Annotated in this window: 18 protein-coding genes; 10 read left to right on the plus strand and 8 right to left on the minus strand. The window is 35.0% G+C overall.

The annotated features are described in order from the left end of the window. Window position 1 precedes the first annotated feature (1 nt). The 5 genes from HMPREF1208_RS02225 to HMPREF1208_RS02245 all read left to right on the plus strand — a co-directional run bounded on the left by HMPREF1208_RS02225 (window position 2) and on the right by HMPREF1208_RS02245 (window position 5,755). Window positions 2–721: a hypothetical protein gene (locus HMPREF1208_RS02225; protein WP_016424717.1), complete on the plus strand. Its 720-nt coding sequence runs from the start codon at window positions 2–4 to the stop codon at window positions 719–721. Further along, window positions 718–2,736, plus strand: a complete 2,019-nt coding sequence (locus HMPREF1208_RS02230) for a hypothetical protein (RefSeq protein ID WP_016424718.1) — start codon at window positions 718–720, stop codon at window positions 2,734–2,736. The genes HMPREF1208_RS02225 and HMPREF1208_RS02230 overlap by 4 nt, the downstream gene beginning before the upstream one ends. Beyond that, on the plus strand, window positions 2,733–3,644 hold the full coding sequence (locus HMPREF1208_RS02235) for an ABC transporter ATP-binding protein (protein ID WP_016424719.1): 912 nt from the start codon (window positions 2,733–2,735) through the stop codon (window positions 3,642–3,644). Before HMPREF1208_RS02230 ends, HMPREF1208_RS02235 begins: the two co-directional genes overlap by 4 nt. A 49-nt stretch (window positions 3,645–3,693) precedes the next feature. Further along, on the plus strand, window positions 3,694–5,031 hold the full coding sequence (locus HMPREF1208_RS02240) for a glycosyltransferase (RefSeq protein ID WP_016424720.1): 1,338 nt from the start codon (window positions 3,694–3,696) through the stop codon (window positions 5,029–5,031). 127 nt (window positions 5,032–5,158) lie between these two features. Next, window positions 5,159–5,755: a PepSY domain-containing protein gene (locus HMPREF1208_RS02245; protein WP_016424721.1), complete on the plus strand. Its 597-nt coding sequence runs from the start codon at window positions 5,159–5,161 to the stop codon at window positions 5,753–5,755. Between the two features lie 352 nt (window positions 5,756–6,107). Here HMPREF1208_RS02245 and rihC read toward each other — a convergent pair whose 3' ends face one another. The 6 genes from rihC to HMPREF1208_RS02275 all read right to left on the minus strand — a co-directional run bounded on the left by rihC (window position 6,108) and on the right by HMPREF1208_RS02275 (window position 11,925). Further along, on the minus strand, window positions 6,108–7,013 hold the full coding sequence (gene rihC, locus HMPREF1208_RS02250; RefSeq protein WP_016424722.1) for a ribonucleoside hydrolase RihC: 906 nt from the start codon (window positions 7,011–7,013) through the stop codon (window positions 6,108–6,110). Window positions 7,014–7,093: 80 nt separating this feature from the next. Further along, the gene (qoxD, locus tag HMPREF1208_RS02255; RefSeq protein ID WP_016424723.1) at window positions 7,094–7,384 is read right to left on the minus strand and encodes a cytochrome aa3 quinol oxidase subunit IV; all 291 of its coding nucleotides are present in this window, start codon (window positions 7,382–7,384) and stop codon (window positions 7,094–7,096) included. Beyond that, window positions 7,381–7,989, minus strand: a complete 609-nt coding sequence (gene qoxC / locus HMPREF1208_RS02260) for a cytochrome aa3 quinol oxidase subunit III (RefSeq protein WP_016424724.1) — start codon at window positions 7,987–7,989, stop codon at window positions 7,381–7,383. Before qoxC ends, qoxD begins: the two co-directional genes overlap by 4 nt. Next, entirely contained in the window at window positions 7,982–9,967 is a 1,986-nt protein-coding gene (gene qoxB / locus HMPREF1208_RS02265) for a cytochrome aa3 quinol oxidase subunit I (RefSeq protein ID WP_037559218.1), read from the minus strand. Before qoxB ends, qoxC begins: the two co-directional genes overlap by 8 nt. A gap of 2 nt (window positions 9,968–9,969) precedes the next feature. After that, complete coding sequence (gene qoxA / locus HMPREF1208_RS02270) at window positions 9,970–11,070, minus strand: cytochrome aa3 quinol oxidase subunit II (protein WP_016424726.1); 1,101 nt, start codon at window positions 11,068–11,070, stop codon at window positions 9,970–9,972. Window positions 11,071–11,592: 522 nt separating this feature from the next. Further along, entirely contained in the window at window positions 11,593–11,925 is a 333-nt protein-coding gene (locus HMPREF1208_RS02275; protein WP_016424727.1) for a DUF5011 domain-containing protein, read from the minus strand. Between the two features lie 224 nt (window positions 11,926–12,149). Between HMPREF1208_RS02275 and HMPREF1208_RS02280 the strand changes: the two genes are divergently transcribed. Next, window positions 12,150–13,295, plus strand: a complete 1,146-nt coding sequence (locus HMPREF1208_RS02280) for a globin domain-containing protein (RefSeq protein ID WP_016424728.1) — start codon at window positions 12,150–12,152, stop codon at window positions 13,293–13,295. Between the two features lie 105 nt (window positions 13,296–13,400). On the opposite strand, the gene HMPREF1208_RS02285 is transcribed toward HMPREF1208_RS02280, so the two are convergent. Beyond that, a complete protein-coding gene (locus HMPREF1208_RS02285) occupies window positions 13,401–14,918 on the minus strand; it encodes a glycosyltransferase (protein ID WP_016424729.1) in 1,518 nt (505 codons plus the stop codon). A gap of 724 nt (window positions 14,919–15,642) precedes the next feature. Next, the gene (folD, locus tag HMPREF1208_RS02290) at window positions 15,643–16,500 is read right to left on the minus strand and encodes a bifunctional methylenetetrahydrofolate dehydrogenase/methenyltetrahydrofolate cyclohydrolase FolD (protein WP_016424730.1); all 858 of its coding nucleotides are present in this window, start codon (window positions 16,498–16,500) and stop codon (window positions 15,643–15,645) included. Between the two features lie 207 nt (window positions 16,501–16,707). On the opposite strand from folD, the gene purE reads away from it, so the two are divergent. From purE to purS, 4 genes are read left to right on the plus strand one after another with little or no spacing between them, the layout of a single operon-like run. Then, on the plus strand, window positions 16,708–17,190 hold the full coding sequence (gene purE, locus HMPREF1208_RS02295) for a 5-(carboxyamino)imidazole ribonucleotide mutase (RefSeq protein ID WP_037559084.1): 483 nt from the start codon (window positions 16,708–16,710) through the stop codon (window positions 17,188–17,190). Beyond that, window positions 17,177–18,310 (plus strand): 5-(carboxyamino)imidazole ribonucleotide synthase, encoded by a 1,134-nt coding sequence (gene purK / locus HMPREF1208_RS02300; RefSeq protein WP_016424732.1) that lies wholly within the window; start codon window positions 17,177–17,179, stop codon window positions 18,308–18,310. Before purE ends, purK begins: the two co-directional genes overlap by 14 nt. Further along, window positions 18,307–19,008, plus strand: coding sequence for a phosphoribosylaminoimidazolesuccinocarboxamide synthase (gene purC / locus HMPREF1208_RS02305; protein ID WP_016424733.1), 702 nt, complete (start codon window positions 18,307–18,309; stop codon window positions 19,006–19,008). Before purK ends, purC begins: the two co-directional genes overlap by 4 nt. A 2-nt stretch (window positions 19,009–19,010) precedes the next feature. Next, window positions 19,011–19,271 carry a phosphoribosylformylglycinamidine synthase subunit PurS gene (gene purS, locus HMPREF1208_RS02310; RefSeq protein ID WP_016424734.1) on the plus strand — a complete coding sequence of 87 codons (261 nt, stop codon included), beginning with the start codon at window positions 19,011–19,013 and terminating at the stop codon, window positions 19,269–19,271. The last annotated feature ends 1 nt before the right edge of the window (window position 19,272 follow it).

A 19,272-nucleotide genomic window follows, 5' to 3' on the forward strand; every position in this document is an offset into this window, starting at 1 on the left:
GATGTCTAAAAATAAGTGTATTTTTTCGTGGGATTTTAATACAAATACGCATAAACTCGAAATTCATTTTAAGAACAATCATTGGACACATAGAAGTGAAACGCAATTTAAAACAGCTTTAGAAAAAGTGACGGAAATTCAGTGCCATTTTTATGAAGTAATAGATGCGCGCACAATCGCAAATTTTAAATCGTTATTAGCTGAGATACCGCATGTATTGAAATTTAAATGCATATTTCACGTCCTTGTGACAAATGAAACGACAATCATTAGCCTCTTATCTCAGATGCCTGAAATGTATATGCTTAACATTTACAACTTCAAGCATCAAATTCTATCTATAGATTTTATAGAAAATGAGGGGACACAGGCGCTAGTTGCTACGCATAACCAGCAATTAATTGAACAATTAAAGCTAGCAATCCAACAACAAATAGGCAGAAATACAGTGAATGAACATCAACTTAAAAATGCTTTAACACAGCTAGAGCATGACTATCAAGACTTGTACTCAGAATATATAAAGCAACATAAAAGGATGCAGTATGCATTTAGAGAATTACATCGTTTTAAACGGAGTGCTTGGAAATATAAAAAAATCTATTTAAATCATGAAAGGTTGATTGATCTTCTAGAAAAGGCAATTACTTATCAGAAAAAAGTGAACAAGAAAAATGTCAAAAAAGGGATGAAATGGTTTTGGAGGGAGGTTGTAAAATGAATGCATCGCCAGAACAATATTCACCGGAACAATTAGAAGCAATGCAAAAACCTATTGCAAGAAAACCTCATTCCTTTGCCAATTCGTTGATTAATAGTGGTGAGGTTCAAAATAACAAAAGGTTAAAAAAGGGAATTTCCTATATCTTATTTTTAAACAATCACTTAGATCAGGAAACTTTCCTACAACTTCAAAATCGCTATGACCAATTGATTTTAATATTTAAATCAAAAGAAGAGCTTTTAAATTTTAATGAGATGGCAATTCAAAAGCGTTCACAAATCTTTTGTCATTTATTCGAAAATGACTTTAACGCTTCGTTTGAATTTGCAATAAAACAGATTGAATACAGCCATGTTCTTATCACGCTGTTTCATGAGGAAATGATCAGTACATTGCCTATTGCTAATCATACATTATCACGCGATATGATTTATTTAATCGGTTCAGAATGGCTTTATCCGACACATGCGATACAAAATATCTATTTAAAGTATCTGCTTGATAGCTTTATAAAGTCATACATTAATGAAAGATGTAGTGAGTATATAGGTACTTCACAATGCAAAATAGAAGTATCGAATTTAACACAAAACCGAAAAACGAACATCGAAACGACAGCAGAAGCTTACCAAGCATTAAAAACGATTCAAGCTATTTATTCAGAGAGTCTCCTCACGGACGTTACTTATCATTTTGAAGCGAATGATTTAATCGTTAAACTTAAGGCTTTTATGGAAACGCAATCTTCAGAAGTCAATGCGCGATTAATGATGTATATCAGGGAACATTTCCAACCTTTCAATTATCATTTGTTGAATAATGGGCATGCCAAGACATTAGTGGTGGCCTATTGTTTTCCACCATTTATTGATACGAGTGGGAACGTCATGGCAAAGCGTATTCGAGATCAGGAAGAGATTGTAGATATCATATCAAATAACATGTCACGCATTAGAAACAAAGATCCGATGTTGAATACGCTAGCTGAACATTTAGTAGACACACATTACTTACTTGATGTTAAACAAGCCTTTTCTAGTTGGGAAAGTATTAGCGGATTTATCGAAGAAGGATTAAAAGTGTTAGAGGAAAATCCAAAATCTTACGAGCACCTCTATTCTCGAGCCATGTTTCCACAATCTCATTTTTTAGGATATGAAATTAAAGTTAAAAATCCGCACATCTTTTGGCGAGCTGAATTTTCAGATCCATTGCACACGACTGTAACAAGTGACTTAAGATTTGCACCCATTGAAGATGAACAGTATATATATCAAATTAAGAAATCTTTAAGACCCGAACTTGTGTCATTAGTTGACGATAATGTCTTTAATGTTTGTGAGTTACTTGCTTTATCTCATGCAGATGAATTAATTTTTACAAATGAAAATCAAATGGAGTACATGATTGAGCGATTTGATGACAATATTAAAGAAAGTATTAGAAACCGTGCAGTCATATCGAGACATCCTATCCCTCGAAAAGACGATTATTATAAAGTGATGACTACTTATGAAGTGGATGCTGAATATATCAACTTAGGTTATTTTGGTAATTTTTATGCTACGAGGGGTTTTAACGAGATTGAATTGGTATGCAAATATTTAGAATCTAAAGGGGAAACAAACTTTAGAATACATTGTTTTACAAATATTAGAGGTAATGTCTTGAATATGTACAAAAACAGTGATTTTAAAGAATATATTATTTTACACCCGCTGGTAGGTTATTTTGAATTTTTAAATCTTACTTTGTTATTCGATGGCTTACTTATTTTTGACGCACATACGATTGGTATTAAACAGTTGAATCCTTATATTCCTTCGAAGCTTAGCGATTATAAAGGCAGCGGTAATATGGTTTGGGCATTTACAGAGGAAGGAAGTGTAATGGATCAAGATCAATCGATTATTAAAACACGAATGGGAGACTTTGAAGATTACGTGAATTGCTTTCGCGAAATTAAAGCAAACGCACGAAATAACTCACATCTAAATCAGGTGATAACATGACTTATAAAGTAAAGGTAGAAAATGTCTCAAAAATATATGATTTAAATAACAGTAAAATTAGTAAAATGATTTCTTTATTTTCATTTGGTTATTTTTACAAACCTAAACCCTACTATGCGCTTTATGATATTTCATTTGAAGTCGAAAAAGGAACGTCAGTTGGACTCATTGGATTAAATGGTTCAGGGAAATCAACTTTATCAAATATTCTCGCAGAAGTATTAAAACCTTCGAGAGGGAAAGTAACGATTAATGGTAATGCTTCACTCATTGCGATTTCAGCAGGCTTGAAAAATGATTTTACGGGTGAAGAGAATATACGTTATAAATGTTTAATGCATGGTATGTCTACTAAAGAAATTAATCAAATATTCGATGATATCGTAAAATTTTCTGAGCTCGATGAATTTATTTATCAGCCCATTAAAAGTTATTCGAGTGGGATGAAAGCAAGATTAGGTTTTTCAATTGCTATTCATACAAATCCAGATGTTCTCATTGTGGATGAAGCGTTATCAGTTGGTGATGAAACGTTTGCGAATAAATGTATCGCCAAAATGAAAGAATTGCAGCAACAAGGAAAAACAATATTTTTTGTATCTCATTCAGCAGCTCAAATTAAAAATTTATGCGATAAAGCCATCTGGATTCACTATGGAGAAATGATTGAATATGGCGAAGTCAATCATGTTGTTAAGCGATATAATACGTTAATTCGTGGTTTTAAAGCACGAGATAAAAAAGGACAACTTGCTTATAAAAAGAAAATGCTTGGATTACAACAACAGAGAAGTGATTCAATTGAAGCGTCAGAATTATCACCTGTACATTGGCATACCTTTTTACCTTTAGGTGGTAGTTTCATTTTATTTTTAATCGCAATTATATGGCAAGTGGGTGGTTTTTAATATTTTAGACAGTGTTACATTTTAAAAGATATAAGAAAGGACGTTATAGATGAAAAAAGTAGGTATGTTCGTTTGGAATCACTTTACAAATGATGCGCGTGTGCATCGTGAATGTACCGCATTAGCAGATGCAGGTTACCAGGTTGATTTGATTGCGATTAATGATCCGAAAAATCCCAATATCCACCCTTATGAAAAGATTTCAGATCGTTTTAGCGTTCATCGCGTAAAACGTTATCCCACACTATTGCAAGCTTATTCAGATCATGGCAAACGCTTTTTAATCGTTGTCGGAGGTGTATGTACAGCTGTGGCAGTCGGCTTGTTTTATGTGAATTATATGTTATTAAGCAGCTATTTAGCATTATTATTAATTAGCATGGGGGCAATGAAATCCCGTTGGCTACGCAAGTGGGTAATTAATAGTGCGATTATTTTAAGAATGATTGTTAAAGGTTATCGCCTCAATCCAGACGTTTATCATGCAAACGATTTGAACACATTACCCCAAGGAATTGTGTGTGCGAAGTTGCGTCTCAAACCAAAACCGCTTGTCTATGATAGTCACGAAGTTCAATCCGATCGTACAGGGTATCGTCCTGATTTAATTAAGCGTATTGAAAGATTTCTATTACAATTTGTTGATGAAATGATAGTAGAAAATCATACGAGAGCAAAATATAATGAACACATTTACGGATTTTATCCGAAAACACTTTATAATTATTCTGAGCTGTATGATATTGAAACAAAACCTAAAATAAATTTACATCAAAAGCTTAATTTAAAACCAGATGAAAAAATATTACTCTACCAAGGGGGGCTTCAACAAGGTCGAGGTCTTGAAAAATTAATTGAAGCGATGCCTTTAATTAAGGAGGGCGTATTGGTTTTTGTCGGAGGCGGTAAATTGACAGAGACGTTGAAAACACAAGCGCAACAATCCTCTGCACGAGATTGGATTTATTTTTTAGATAAAGTCCCATTTCAAGAACTGCCAAGTATTACACGCGAAGCTTTCGTTGGTTTTCAAGTTTTACAAAATGTTTGTTTTAATCATTATTCAGCCAGTTCAAATAAATTATTTGAATATATCATGGCGCATGTCCCGGTTATTGGGTGTGATTTTCCTGAAGTTAAACGTGTTATTGTAGAAAATGAGATTGGTATTGCAATTGACCCTCATAACGCTCAGCACATCGCAAAAGCTGTTAATCAAATGATTGATGATCCGTCTTTTTATGCCCAATGTAAGGAGAATACCAAAAAGGCCAAAGTCATTTACAATTGGCAAAATGAAAAATCGAAGTTATTAGATGTTTACAACCACTTAGAGAAAGCACCACACATTATAGGCGCTATAAAAAATCGATTGCAATTACGATAGACAGCTACATCTCTCGACGGATTTTTAATATATGAAACAATAAATTGTAGCATTTCTGCATAAAAGTCTGTATAAAGGGAATGTGAAGTTTAAGTAAAGATTATGTTAAAAATTCGGAGGTTATACAATGAGGTTCAAAGTATTATCACTATTATTATCAACAGGGATTGTCCTAGCGGCTTGTGGTCATGATGATCACGACGATCACGATGACCATCAAGAGCATGCACAGAAAACTGAACAAAAATCAGACAATCAATCTAACGCATCATCTCAAAATATGACGACTCAAAATGTTAATAAAGTGAAAACACAACCAGAAGAAGCCATTAAAACTGCACAAAAATCATTTGATGGGGACGTTAAAAAATTAGAATATAAAAACGACCATGGCGAATGGGTTTATGAAATCGGCTTATTCAAAGGAAATAAAGAAGCAGAAATAAAAGTATCAGATAAAGATAATAAAGTCATACACAAAGAACAAGAATCAGAACACGAGATGGATAATGAAAAAGCGATCCAATATCAAGATGCAATTTCATTTAAAGAAGCTGTTAAAAAAGCACAGAAAAAATATGATGGTGAATTAAAACAATGGCAATTGAGCCAAGACGATGGTCAATTTGTTTATGAAATCGAATTATCAAGCAAGCAAGGTGAACAAGAAATCACATTGGATGCGAAGTCTGGTGACGTGCTTAAACAAGATCACGACAATTAAAATAAGTGATTGAAGTTAGGTTAGGTATGCATCTAATCCTACTTAAATTATCATTATCTATTCCCATAGAATATGTCCAATTCAGTGTAGACGATTGACTATAATTTAAATAAAAGAACAGTGTCTAATAGGTTTTATTTACACTTAGAAAGCTTGTACAGTTCTAGCCATATTGTTTATCTTTAGACTAAATAAGCGCTAAGACGACTTTTTCAATCAAAGTCATCTTAGCGCTCTCTTTATATCATTGTTATTGCTTATTATGGATTCACACTCGTTTGAGCCGGAATATTGATTTCCAATCTATCGCTATAATGATTTTATCCACATTTCGCGGTTCGTCTAAGTTATATTAAGGGCAGTAGGATAATAATGAGAAGAAAGAGTCAAGAAAATCTTCATATTGAATCTGCATCACAATTTGCGCATTCGGCTGAGAATGTTGGAAATCCATAATGGTCATGCCCCGTGTATGTTCACCTTTGAGTTCAACATCGACATGAGCTGGACGTAGTGTAAATAAATTTGGATGGATTAAATACATGATGGTGTAGGCATCATATACATTCAAGCCTTGTTGGAAGTTTTCACCTCTATAATGGCGGAAAAGCTCAACAAGCATCGCGCCAGTTTGATTCGTATTTTGAATCTTTGGCAACTTTTCTAAAGGAAGATTCGTTGTACGCACAACATCTAAACCAATTACGGTGATAGGTACACCACTATCAAAGACAATTTGAGCAGCTTCTGGATCAGCATAAATATTAAACTCAGCTGCTACAGTCACATTTCCTCGTGAAGCACTGCCGCCCATTAACACAATTTCTTTGATTTGATGTTTGATGTCCGGATGATGCTTTAGCAATAATGCGATGTTAGTTAAAGGACCAATTGGAACTAAGGTAATAGGTGAATGACTTTCAACAATGACGGATTTCATTGCTTCGACCCCATTGTCAGATTTCACCGTTCGTGTGAGAGGAGGAAATTCAAAGCCATCCATACCCGTTTCCCCGTGTACATGTTCTGCATAAATTGGAGGCTGAATTAAAGGGACAGCTTGACCACGACTGACTGGGACATCTTTATTGAAGTATTCTACGAGTGTTAACGCATTTCGTGTTGTTTTATCTATAGATACATTACCATGGACCGTGTTAATCAATTTGACATCGATTTCTGGATGATGAAGTGCGAAGCTGATGGCCGCAGCATCATCAATACCAGGGTCTGTATCAATAATAATAGGGATAGGCATCTCTATTGTCGCTCCTTTAAAATAATATTGTAAAAAAAGCACTAACACGCATGCGTGTTAGTGCTTTCGTTATGCATTGCTTAGATGTGGTGACCGTGACCACCTTGCATAACCCAATATGTTCCGATAACAATAACTAAAGTAATGATAATCGCAAAGAGTACTTTTGCAAGTTGAATACGACCATTTTTACCTTCAGTTAAATGCATGAACATTAAGAGTTGTAAGAACGCTTGGATAAATGCAAAACCAAAAATAATAGTAACTTTGGCGTTAAAAGACAGTGATGTGTAAAGAGTCACGAAAACTGCAAGTAACGTTAAAATGATTGAGGCAATAAAGCCTATCGTATGTTTAACAATTGTATTCATCCGCTATACACCATCCCTATCATATATACGGCAGTAAAGATGAAAATCCAAACAACATCTAAGAAGTGCCAGTATAAACTTACTATAAATAATTTTGGTGCGTTGTATTTATTAAGCCCGCGCATTGCAACTTGGATTAATAAGCAGATAATCCAGAAAATACCTAAAGTTACGTGGGCACCGTGCGTTCCTAATAGAATAAAGAAACTAGACCAGTAGGAAGCAGTTTGTGGTGTTGCACCTTCATGAACGTAGTGCGAGAACTCGAAAATCTCGAATCCAACAAATCCGATCCCTAGTAACACTGTAATAATCATCCAAAGTAATAATAAATTCTTATTTTCTTTACGCATGTAATAAATCGCGATACCGCAAGTATAAGAACTTGTTAAAAGTAAGAAAGTCATGATTAATACGAGTGGTAATTCAAACAAATCAGTTGTAAGCATGCCACCATAACTACCACCATGTTGGAGGGTTAATAGTGTTGCGAAAAGCGTACCAAAAAGTGCAAATTCAGCTGTAAGGAAGATCCAAAAACCGAGTTTATTTATTTCGCCTTCATGTGTACGAGCATCAATAGTATCGACAACCTTATTACTCATGATTTAGAGCCTCCCTTTCTTTTTGACGTGCCTTTCTTAAGCGCGCTTCAGTTTCAGCGACTTCACTTGCAGGAATAATATAACCGTGATCTTCTTGGAAACTTCTCCAAATCATTAATCCGAAAATACCAGCAAGTGATAAAATCGCAGGTAATAATGTTTCGAATACTAAGAAGAAACCACCGATGAAGAACAAGACACCCATCCAGAAACCAATGTGTGTATTATTTGGCATGTGAATGTCACTATAATTATGATTGTCAAGATAGTGTCTACCTTGTCGTTTCATTTCAACAAATGTATCAAGATCGTCCCACTCTGGTGTGATGGCAAAGTTGTATTTAGGTGGAATTGCTGAAGCAGTTGACCACTCTAAACCACGTCCTAAACCATCCCAGTTATCGCCAGTTGCTTCACGTGGTGCTTTAATGTGACTGTAGATGATGTTACCAACGAAAATTAAGAAGCCGATAGACATCAACGCTGCACCAATTGAAGAAATAAAGTTCAATAAGAACCAGTGATCTTCAGGCATATAAGTGTAAAGACGACGTGGCATACCATCAAGACCTAAAATGAATTGTGGTAAGAATGTAACGTTGAAACCAATCATAAAGATCCAGAAGAACCATTTATTTGGTTTCTCAAATAATTTGTATCCCATTGCTTTTGGATACCAGAAAATCATAGCTGCGAAACATGCGAATACAACACCAGCAACAATTGTGTAGTGGAAGTGGGCCACTAAGAAATATGTGTTGTGGTATTGGAAGTCAGCGGATGCCATCGCAAGCATGACACCTGTAACCCCACCAATTGTAAAGTTAGGGATAAATGCTAATGAGAATAGCATAGGTGATTCAAAAGTAATTCGGCCTTTGTACAATGTGAATAACCAGTTAAAGATTTTCACACCTGTAGGAACAGCGATTAACATTGTTGTAATTGAGAAGAATGAGTTAACTAATGCACCATTACCCATTGTGTAGAAATGGTGAACCCAAACTAAGAAACTCAAGAATGCGATACCAGCTGTTGCCCACACCATACTTTGGTGTCCGAATAAACGTTTACGTGCAAATGTTGGAATAATTTCTGAATAAATACCGAATGCCGGAAGGACAAGGATGTATACCTCAGGGTGCCCCCATACCCAGAAGAAGTTTGCCCATAACATCGGCATACCGCCATTGGCTACTGTAAAGAATGCAGTGTCAAAGATTCTATCAGCAGTCATTAACGCAAGTGCGATTGTTAATGCAGGGAATGCCAAGATAATAATTAACATTGTAATAAACGTTGTAACAACAAACATTGGCATTTGCATAAATGTCATACTTGGTGTTTTTAGCTTAATGATAGTAACGAAGAAGTTAATACCTGTTGCTAAAGTACCAATACCTGAAATTTGAATCGCGATTAAGTAGTAGTTTACACCTGGTCCAGGACTAAATTCACCAGCAAGTGGTGCGTAGTTTGTCCAACCTGCTGCAGGTGAACCACCGACGATAAATGAAAGGTTGAATAAAAGCATACCTGCTACAAACAACCAAAAACTAATGTTGTTAAGTAATGGGAATGCAACGTCACGTGCACCAATTTGTAATGGAATAATGATGTTCATTAAACCGATAACAAGTGGCATTGCCATGAAGATGATCATGATTACACCGTGCGTTGTAAAAATTTCGTTATAATGGTTTGATTCTAAGAATGGGTTATCTGGTACTGTTAATTGAATACGTAATAGGATTGCATCAATACCACCACGTACAAACATTAAAACAGCACAGATTAAGTACATTAAACCAATCTTTTTGTGGTCGACTGACATGAACCATTCCTTATATAAATATCCCCAGAGCTTAAAGTAAGTAATGGCAGCAACAACACCAATAACAAGGAATGGTGCTGCAATTTGAGCCAATGTAATCATCCAGTTACCGTTTACTAAAAGCTCATTCCACGGAAAGTTCAACATTAATGTCCACCTCCACTTTTATGATCTTTATGTGCCTCAGCATCTTTGGCACCTTCATGCATTGATTCCATTTCGTCCATAGTATGCTTTTCATTTTTCATGAATGCACGATTATATGGCTCGTCGTTTTTCAGAATGGCAGCTTTCATACCATGTCGTTCGTAGTTCGCATTTGTAATTTGTGGTTTACGTGCTGGCTTATTCGGTTCACTTAGTACGCCTTTTGTATCATCATAGAAGTTTGGATCTTTTGGTACGTAGTTGAATCGTTTATAAGCATAGAAAATGTATTCTGGATCAGCAGCAGGATCCACAAATGCCATATGTGTGCCACTAAAAGTAAGTTCTTTATTTTTAGTGGTAGGTAAAAGTTGTTTATCAAACGTATCTTGATCAATTTTTTTCTCAGATTGCGCTTCTTTTACCCATTTGTCATATTCACTTTGACTGACAGCTTCTACGTTAAATGTGTGACGAGAGAAGCCTTCACCGTTAAAGTTTGAGTTACGTCCACGATATGTACCTTCTTCGTGAGCTTGGTAAGTCCACTCCATTGTCATGGCAGTCATAGCATATTTTTGACCACCTAATTGAGGAACCCAGAAACTTGTCATTGTGTCCATTGCTTGAAGTTTGAAAGTAATTGGTCGGTTAGTAGGAATTTTAATGTGGTTAACCGTTTCAATTTTTTCATCCGGATAAGCAAAGAACCATTTGTATCCACCACTCACTGCATAAATGACAATTGGGTCATCTTCAGCTTTAGGTGGCTCCTCATATTCATATAAGGCTCTAACAGTTGGAATCATTAATGCAATTAAAATGATCACAGGGATGATGAACCATACTGTCTCAAGAATAACGTTGTGGTGCATTTTTCCTGATTCGCTTGTGTTTTTGTAACGATACTTAAACGTAAATATCGCGAATAGGATAAGTACCACAGCTACAATGGCAACCATAAAGATGATTGAATAAATAATCAAAAACCTTTGGTCGCTGGCCATTGGCCCTTTTGCGTTTAGAACTTCTACATCAGAACAGCCCGCAAGCAAAAACAATGTTCCGAAAGCTAGAAGCAAAGACTTAAATTTTGACACTTTTTTTGACCTCCTAATACTACAATTGTAGGGCTTATACTAATTTTAAAATAATATATGATATTTACAAGTGCCATTTTGAAAAAATAATAAATGAAAAAACATGAAAGCCTTGATATTCAAGGCATGATAGGGCTTCAGGGCATTATTAAAATTATGTGTACATTTTGTGAAAAGTCTCTATTTCTACTTATTTAATTAAGATTTAATTAAGAAAAAGGTAATGTTTATTTTTTCACAAACTTTTCGAGCTATTTTTTTTGGATTTAAAAAAGGGGATTTGAAGAATAGATGTAGGGAAAGTGCTAATTAAAATTTGTGAAAAAAAGTTTAAAATACGAAGTAGTTGATATGAAAAAAAGAGAAAGATTTATAAACACAGTTTTTATGTGTCTATTTTATCTCTCTCTTCTTTATGGGAATGGCATAGCACATCAATATTGTTTTTAGTGCATAATAAATTTTGCATTAGGAAAAAGTGTTGATGCTTCCTTTGGTTGGTCGGAACTAATGATACAAATGTTATTTTAAGGGTGCATCTACAACTTTAATCACTCTTGAAGAAGTTTCAATCGCACCGTCTGAATCGGCAACTTGGTATTGAAGTTCGTATGTACCTTGTTTAGATGTATCGATATGACCATTCACTTTAATTTTATCAGTTAAGTCGCCGTCTTCTTTATCAAAAGCGGTCACACCTTCAAGGGGGTTGTATTTTTCGCCCACTTGAATGACCGAGTCTTTTATACCTTTAAAAGAGGGAATCGTGTTTGTTGTAGCCTCTGCATTAAGATGTGGTGTGACAAGTGTTGCTGATACACCGATAGCTGATAATGATTGAAGTAGTTTATTCATAAGATTTTGGCCCTCCGTTCATTGAACTGTTATGGTATTCACATTAAGTATTATACATTCTTCAGAGAATTTTGCTATCCATCTATGGACCTAATTATCATCAATGAGAATATGTTATATTTTTCTAGAATGGCTGTATCAAAATGTACGATTGATTTACTTTTGACATAAGCCAAATGTTTGAGTAAGGAATCTATGCAAATATTAAACAGGAGTGAGGATTTATGTTAACACAAGAAGAAAAAGGAATTATTTTGCAAACTGTACCGATTTTAAAAGAGAGAGGAACAGAAATCACATCAAATTTCTATAATAGAATGTTTAACCAACACCCTGAATTGCGCAATATGTTTAATCAAACGAACCAAAAGAAAGGATTTCAATCGACAGCGCTTGCACAATCTGTCTTAGCAGCTGCAATGAACATTGAGGACTTTACACCGATTTTACCTATTATTAAAGAAATCGCTTATAAACATTGTGCTTTACAAGTTTTTCCAGAGCATTATCCGATTGTAGGTGAAAATTTACTTGCTGCCATTCAAGAAATTGTTGGGCTTGAAGAAGATGATCCAGTTATTCAAACTTGGGCAAAAGCATATGGCGTGATTGCAGATGCTTTCATCGGTGTAGAAAAAGAAATCTATGAAAACATGGCTTGGGACGGTTTCAAACCATTTAAAATTACGCATATTGAGCAAGTGACACATAATATTAAAGCATTTACAGTGACTTCAGAGACACAAGATTTAAGTCAGTTTGTACCAGGACAATACATCACAGTAGATATTGAAAGTGAAAGATTACCTTATAGAGCAAAACGTCACTATTCTATTGTAGATGGTGGTAAAGACTTCTTGACATTTGGGGTAAGACATGAAGTGAGTGATACACATGAGGGTGAAGTATCGACGGTATTACATGAAGAATTTAAAGAAGGGGATACGATTTTATTATCTGCACCGGTGGGAGGATTTAAAGTACATCATTCTGAAAAGCCTCAATTATTTATCGGTTCAGGCGTAGGTGTAACGCCTTTAGTCTCTATGTACCGACAAGTGGTTGAATCACAAGGTACAGCACAAATGATTCATGTCGCTGCGACAGAAAATGACGTTGCTTTTAAAGACACATTAGAAGCGTTAACAGCAAAATCGTCTCATGCGCATCTTCATCTTCATATTAAAGATAAAGAAGGTTATTTAGAAGCGGATGAACTTAAAACCTACCTTACAGATGAAACAGAAGTTTATGTATGTGGAGGAACACCATTTTTACAATCCATCATTAAAACATTAGATGATTTAGGCGTAGACCAAAATCGAATTCACTTTGAAACATTTGTACCACGTTTAAGTGTTAATGTATAAATAATAAATAATGAAAAGCGATGAAGAAGGGCTTAGTGGCTTGCTTCTTCATCGCTTTTTTAGAAAGAATAAAAAATAATCGTGAGTTAATGCGATTGAACTATATTATTTTTTATCCGTATAGCCAAGGGAATTAAAAAGGGTTTTATAATTTTCAATGGCTGTAGATTGATATAATCTACTTGTCAACTGCACATTTTGTAATGGCTGATTAACAATATCTTCCATTCTAGAAGCAAATTCTTCTATATTTTGTGGTGTGACTAGATAACCATTTGACTCATGATCAATAATTTCTCTAGGTCCATATTTCACATCATATGAAACGACAGGACATCCTGTTTTGATACTTTCCATAATTGTAAGCCCAAATCCCTCGTGCAGGCTTGTTAGTAAAGAAGCTTTTGCACGTGAAAATACGTCTAATGGATTTGATGTGAAGCCATTAATTTCGACACTTTCTTCTAAATCTAATTCTTTAATCAAAGATTTAATCATTTTTAGTTGGTCATCTTCATCTTTACCATAAAGGTGAAGTTTATCTTCGTAGCCCTTATCTTTAAATAATTTGTAAGCACGAATAAGATGCGTCAATTGTTTCTGTACGCTAAATCTTCCGATAAAAACAAAGTCTTTACGAGCATGTTCAATGTTGTGGGAATCCGTGTGGTCAATAGAGTGAGGGATGACTACGAATTTATCATTTGAAATACCATATTTTGCTTGAATATCTTCTTTTTGGTGATTTGTAAGGATTAGATATTTGAATACAGCGTTACTATTTTCTAATGCAAATTGATAAGATTTGAGTACGCTTGTATCATCATTTTGTAAATGCGTATTATGGAAAACGAGGATGTTTTTAGTCTTCTTTTTATTGAATAATAAAGGTCTGTCCAATAAACGCGCATCATTGAAAACAATGTCACCGTCTTGGAACTTACTTTCAAAATAATAACGAAATAATGCTTTTTCATTATCAAAAAAGCGATAAGGTCGACCTTCTTGATCAACAAGTTTGATGAGACTTAGTTTAGGTTTTGCATCTGAAGTATAGTATTTGACGCAATATGGGTAGCCTAAACCATCATAAAATGTTTCAACTTGCTTACCGAAAGTCTTAGGATGATAGACGATTTTTTGATGAATATAGCCGTATTGATTGTACTTACGTCTTTCAATGCGACGCTTGGAGATGTCATCCATAAAATCTTCTAATTCTAAGATGTTTGATTTTGCATAGTATTTTCTATAAAGGACATAGCGTTCTTGATCGTAGTATCGAACAATGTCATTATCTTTCTTAGAAACTTTAGATGTCAGTCCTTCGATTTCTCGAGGTGACTCATTTATGAATGGCCTTGATTTGAAACGACTCCGTTTAACGGCATACAGACGATAACCAGATAACCAATCATAGATGTTTTCATGCGTAATAGAGGAATCAAGAATGCCTTTTTCGAAAAATGTTTTTTGAATTTCTGGATATTCAATATTGTAGTTTGTTGTCAAAATTACATTATCGATGTTTAATTGCTGTTTGAGTAGATTTATTCTTTGTAACAATGACTTAGTACGACCACCATGTTCTTTTGGTAGAGTAGAAGTAATTGTATAAATCATATTAAGAAAAGCCCCTTTAGTTAAAATAATTATATTAATGTCCTTGAAAATATTCTAACTATAATTTGCTTAGATGTATATAGTTCTAGTAAATTGTAATAAATTAATTTGATATTTGAATGATGGAGACTTTTAATATGTTATATTTATATAGTAAATAACTGGTATTAAATTAACTATAAAACGAATTGAATAATTATAACGAAATATAATATGTATTTTACATACAAGAAAGAGCCTGGGACATAAATACCAAAATAAATAGCTCGAAGACGATTTTTATCAAAATCATCTTCGAGCTTCCTTTTATTATCATGCTTCGTATTATATAGGCTCGCTTTCCGAGGGGACAGCCTCAGCCTGTAGTCTTCGGCTCGTCCTGTTCCCTCAGGAGTCTCGCTATAAATACTTCGCTTATATATGTAATCATTCACCATTATACTTAAAAAAATAAGTCACTTTCGTATAATTTAATTCATCACAACAAAAACTAAATTAACGAGGTGCCTAAGGAAATTAGTCGCATCTAGTGCGGCTAAACTGATGATAAAAGGAAAAAATCCGAGATTTTTCGTTTTTTACGAAAACCTCGGATTTCATCGATTATTGAGACAATTTTGTCTCAGGCTCTTTATATATCAATATTTGAATTGTCCTAGGTAACTAACTAAGAAAAAATATACCGTTAACAGACATATCTTTAGCATGCATCAATGTTGATAGTTTATTCCAAGCCACGACGCATTTTTTCAGCAATTAGAGTATTATTTAAAACCATTGTGATTGTCATCGGTCCTACACCACCAGGAACAGGTGTGATTGCGCCTGCAATTTCTTTTACTTCGTCATACTCTAAATCACCTTTAAGCTTACCGTTTTCATCTGGTGTATTTCCGACATCAATCACTACAGCACCGTCTTTAACGTCATCACGTGTCACCATGCCAGGACGACCTACCGCACTTACAATGACATCAGCTTGTTTTAAATGTTCACTAATATTTTGACTGCGTGAATGTAAAACAGTGACAGTTGCGTTTTGTTGGATTAATAATTTTGCCACAGGTTGACCCACAATATGACTACGGCCGATAACTACTGCGTTTTTACCTTCTAAATCAATATCCGCATGTTTCAATAATTCCATCACGCCAAGTGGTGTACATGGGATTAATTTTGCTTCATCTAAATATAAACGACCAATGTTGATAGGGTGGAAACCATCAACATCTTTGGCTGGGTCAATGGCATCTAATACTTTTTGTTCGTCCACTTGTTTCGGAAGCGGAACTTGTACTAAAATCCCACTTACGCTGTCATCTTGATTTAAGCGATCTAACTCTTTTAACACATCTGCTTCAGAAGTATCTTCATCTAAATGAATAACTTCAGAAATCATGCCAATTTTTTCAGCTGCCTTCTTTTTTGAACGGACATAGCTTTGGCTTGCGCCGTCATTTCCAACTAAAATAACAGAAAGCTTAGGTGTATACCCTTGCGCCTTTAATTTTTCTACTTCATCTTGCAAACCTTGTCTATAATCTTTCGCGATTTGCTTCCCATCTAAAATTTTTGCACTCATAAAAATAGCCTCCTCATAATAATTCGAACAATAACGAATGATTGCAATGTAATTATACCAATAATCGAACAAAATACGAAATATAGATTTAAAAAAAGTATTAAAGTTCGATTTTTACGTTGAAAAAAGCATGTGAGCTTGTTATGCTATACCTGTAATATACAACTATTAAGATTAATATTTCAAATCTTTGAAAGGGTGTTCATAGTGAAGGTAGCAGTCATAATGGGGAGTTCTTCTGACTGGGAAATAATGAAAGAAGCTTGCGTCATGTTAGATGAGTTTGAAATTCCATATGATAAAAAAGTCGTTTCAGCACATCGCACACCACATATGATGGTCGAATTTGCAAGTCAAGCACGACAAAATGGATATTCAGCCATTATTGCAGGTGCAGGTGGTGCTGCACATTTACCGGGTATGGTCGCTTCTATGACGACATTGCCCGTCATTGGCGTACCTATTGAATCTAAAAGTTTAAAAGGTTTAGATTCATTACTTTCTATCGTTCAGATGCCTGGCGGAATACCTGTAGCTACAACGGCAATTGGTAAAGCAGGTGCAAAAAATGCAGGGATTTTGGCTGCAAGAATGATAGGTATGACAGATGAACAAGTTCAAGCGCGTTTAACCGCTTATGAAGCATCGCTTGTAGAAAAAGTAGAGGTGATGCAAAATGACCTTCGATAAGTTACATTTTGGACAAACAGTTGGCATTATTGGTGGCGGACAACTTGGAAAGATGATGGCACAATCTGCACAAAAAATGGGGTATCGTGTAGTCGTGTTGGATCCAGATGAAAATTGTCCTTGCCGTTATGTTGCACATGAATTTATACATGCTGCCTATGATGATATGTCAGCATTAACACAATTAGGAGAAAAATCAGACGTTATCACTTACGAGTTTGAAAATATTGCGGGCAAACAACTTCAAAAACTTGTAGATAATTACAACGTTCCTCAAGGTTATCAAGCCATCCAACTTCTTCAAGATCGTTTAACAGAAAAACAAACTTTACAAAATGCAGGCGCAAAGGTCGTCCCATTTGTTCAAGTCACATCAGCACAAGATTTGAATGTGGCAATACGAACATTAGGATATCCTTTTATGCTTAAAACACGTTTTGGAGGTTATGACGGTAAAGGTCAAATCCTTGTACAATCAGAAGTGCAACTCGAGGAAGCATTAGCTTTAATTGAAAATCAAGAATGTGTCGCAGAACAATTTTTGGATTTAGTACTCGAAGTTTCACTAACTGTAACGATAGGGAACCATGGACAAAAAGTTTATTTTCCGCTTCAAGAAAATGAACATCGTCATCAAGTATTGTTTAAAACAATTGTACCTGCGCGTTCAAGTAAAGAGGCAGAAGCACGACAAGAAGTTTCGAAAATTACAGAAGCAGTACATTTCGTAGGGACATTTACAGTTGAATTTTTTATTGATCAACAAAATGAACTATACGTCAATGAGATTGCGCCACGTCCTCATAATTCAGGACATTATTCAATTGAAGCGTGTGATTTTTCTCAATTTGATACACATATCCTAGCTGTGACGGGGCAACAATTGCCATCTCAAATCGAGTTATTGAAACCTGCAGTCATGATGAACTTACTAGGTAAAGATTTAGACTTATTAGAAGATCAATTCAGTCAACATCCAGAATGGCATGTGCATATTTATGGTAAAACAGTGCGAAAACCTGAACGTAAGATGGGACATATGACCGTTTTAACAGACGATATTGAAAAAACTGAAAAAGCTATGTTGAAACAATTTGAAGGGAGAGACCAAATCAAATGAGTCTACTATATGAAGGTAAAGCCAAACGTGTATTCGAAACGGAGCAACCGTATGAATTACGTATCGAATATAAAGATGAAGTGACAGCAGGAAATGGCGCTAAAAAAGATGCAATGGTTGGGAAAGGGCGCTTAAACAACCAAATTACAAGTAAGATTTTTGAATATATTAAAAAAGAAGGCGTTGAAAGTCACTTCATTCGTCAATTGTCTGAAACGGAGCAATTAGTAAAAGCGGTTAAAATCATCCCGCTAGAAGTCGTAGTCAGAAACATTGCTGCAGGCTCTATTACAAAACGTCTTGGTTTTGAAAAAGGACATCGTTTTGATTATCCTTTCGTTGAGTTTTTCTACAAAAATGATGACCTTAACGACCCATTGATTACAGATGATCATGTTAAGCTCCTTCATATTGCAGATGACGAAACGATTGCTGCACTTAAAGCGGAAGCACTCAAAGTGAATCAAGCGCTTGTGAAATTAATGGATGAAATGGGACTTGATCTCGTTGATTTTAAGGTTGAATTTGGGCACGATTCATCAGGGAAACTTGTGCTCGCAGATGAAATTTCCCCTGATACATGTCGTATTTGGGATAAAACGACACACGAAAATTTTGACAAAGATGTATATAGAGAAGATACAGGTTCTTTAATCGATACTTATCAAACTTTCTTAAATAAATTGGAGGCACTTTAATTATGAAAACAATCGAATTACACATCACTTTACAACCCCAAGTTTTAGATACACAAGGACAAGCGTTGAATCGTGCAGTACACGATTTAGGATATCCACAAGTTAATGATATTCGTGTAGGGAAAGTGTTATATATGACAATTGATGAAGCAACGGATGAAGCGGTTCATAATGTCATCACAACATTAAGCGAAAAGTTATTTGCGAATACAGTGATAGAAGAATATAGCTACAAAGTATTGGATGAAAAGGAGAATGCATAAA

It is taken from the genome of Staphylococcus sp. HGB0015, assembly GCF_000411275.1.
In the GTDB taxonomy this organism is placed as follows: domain Bacteria; phylum Bacillota; class Bacilli; order Staphylococcales; family Staphylococcaceae; genus Staphylococcus; species Staphylococcus schleiferi.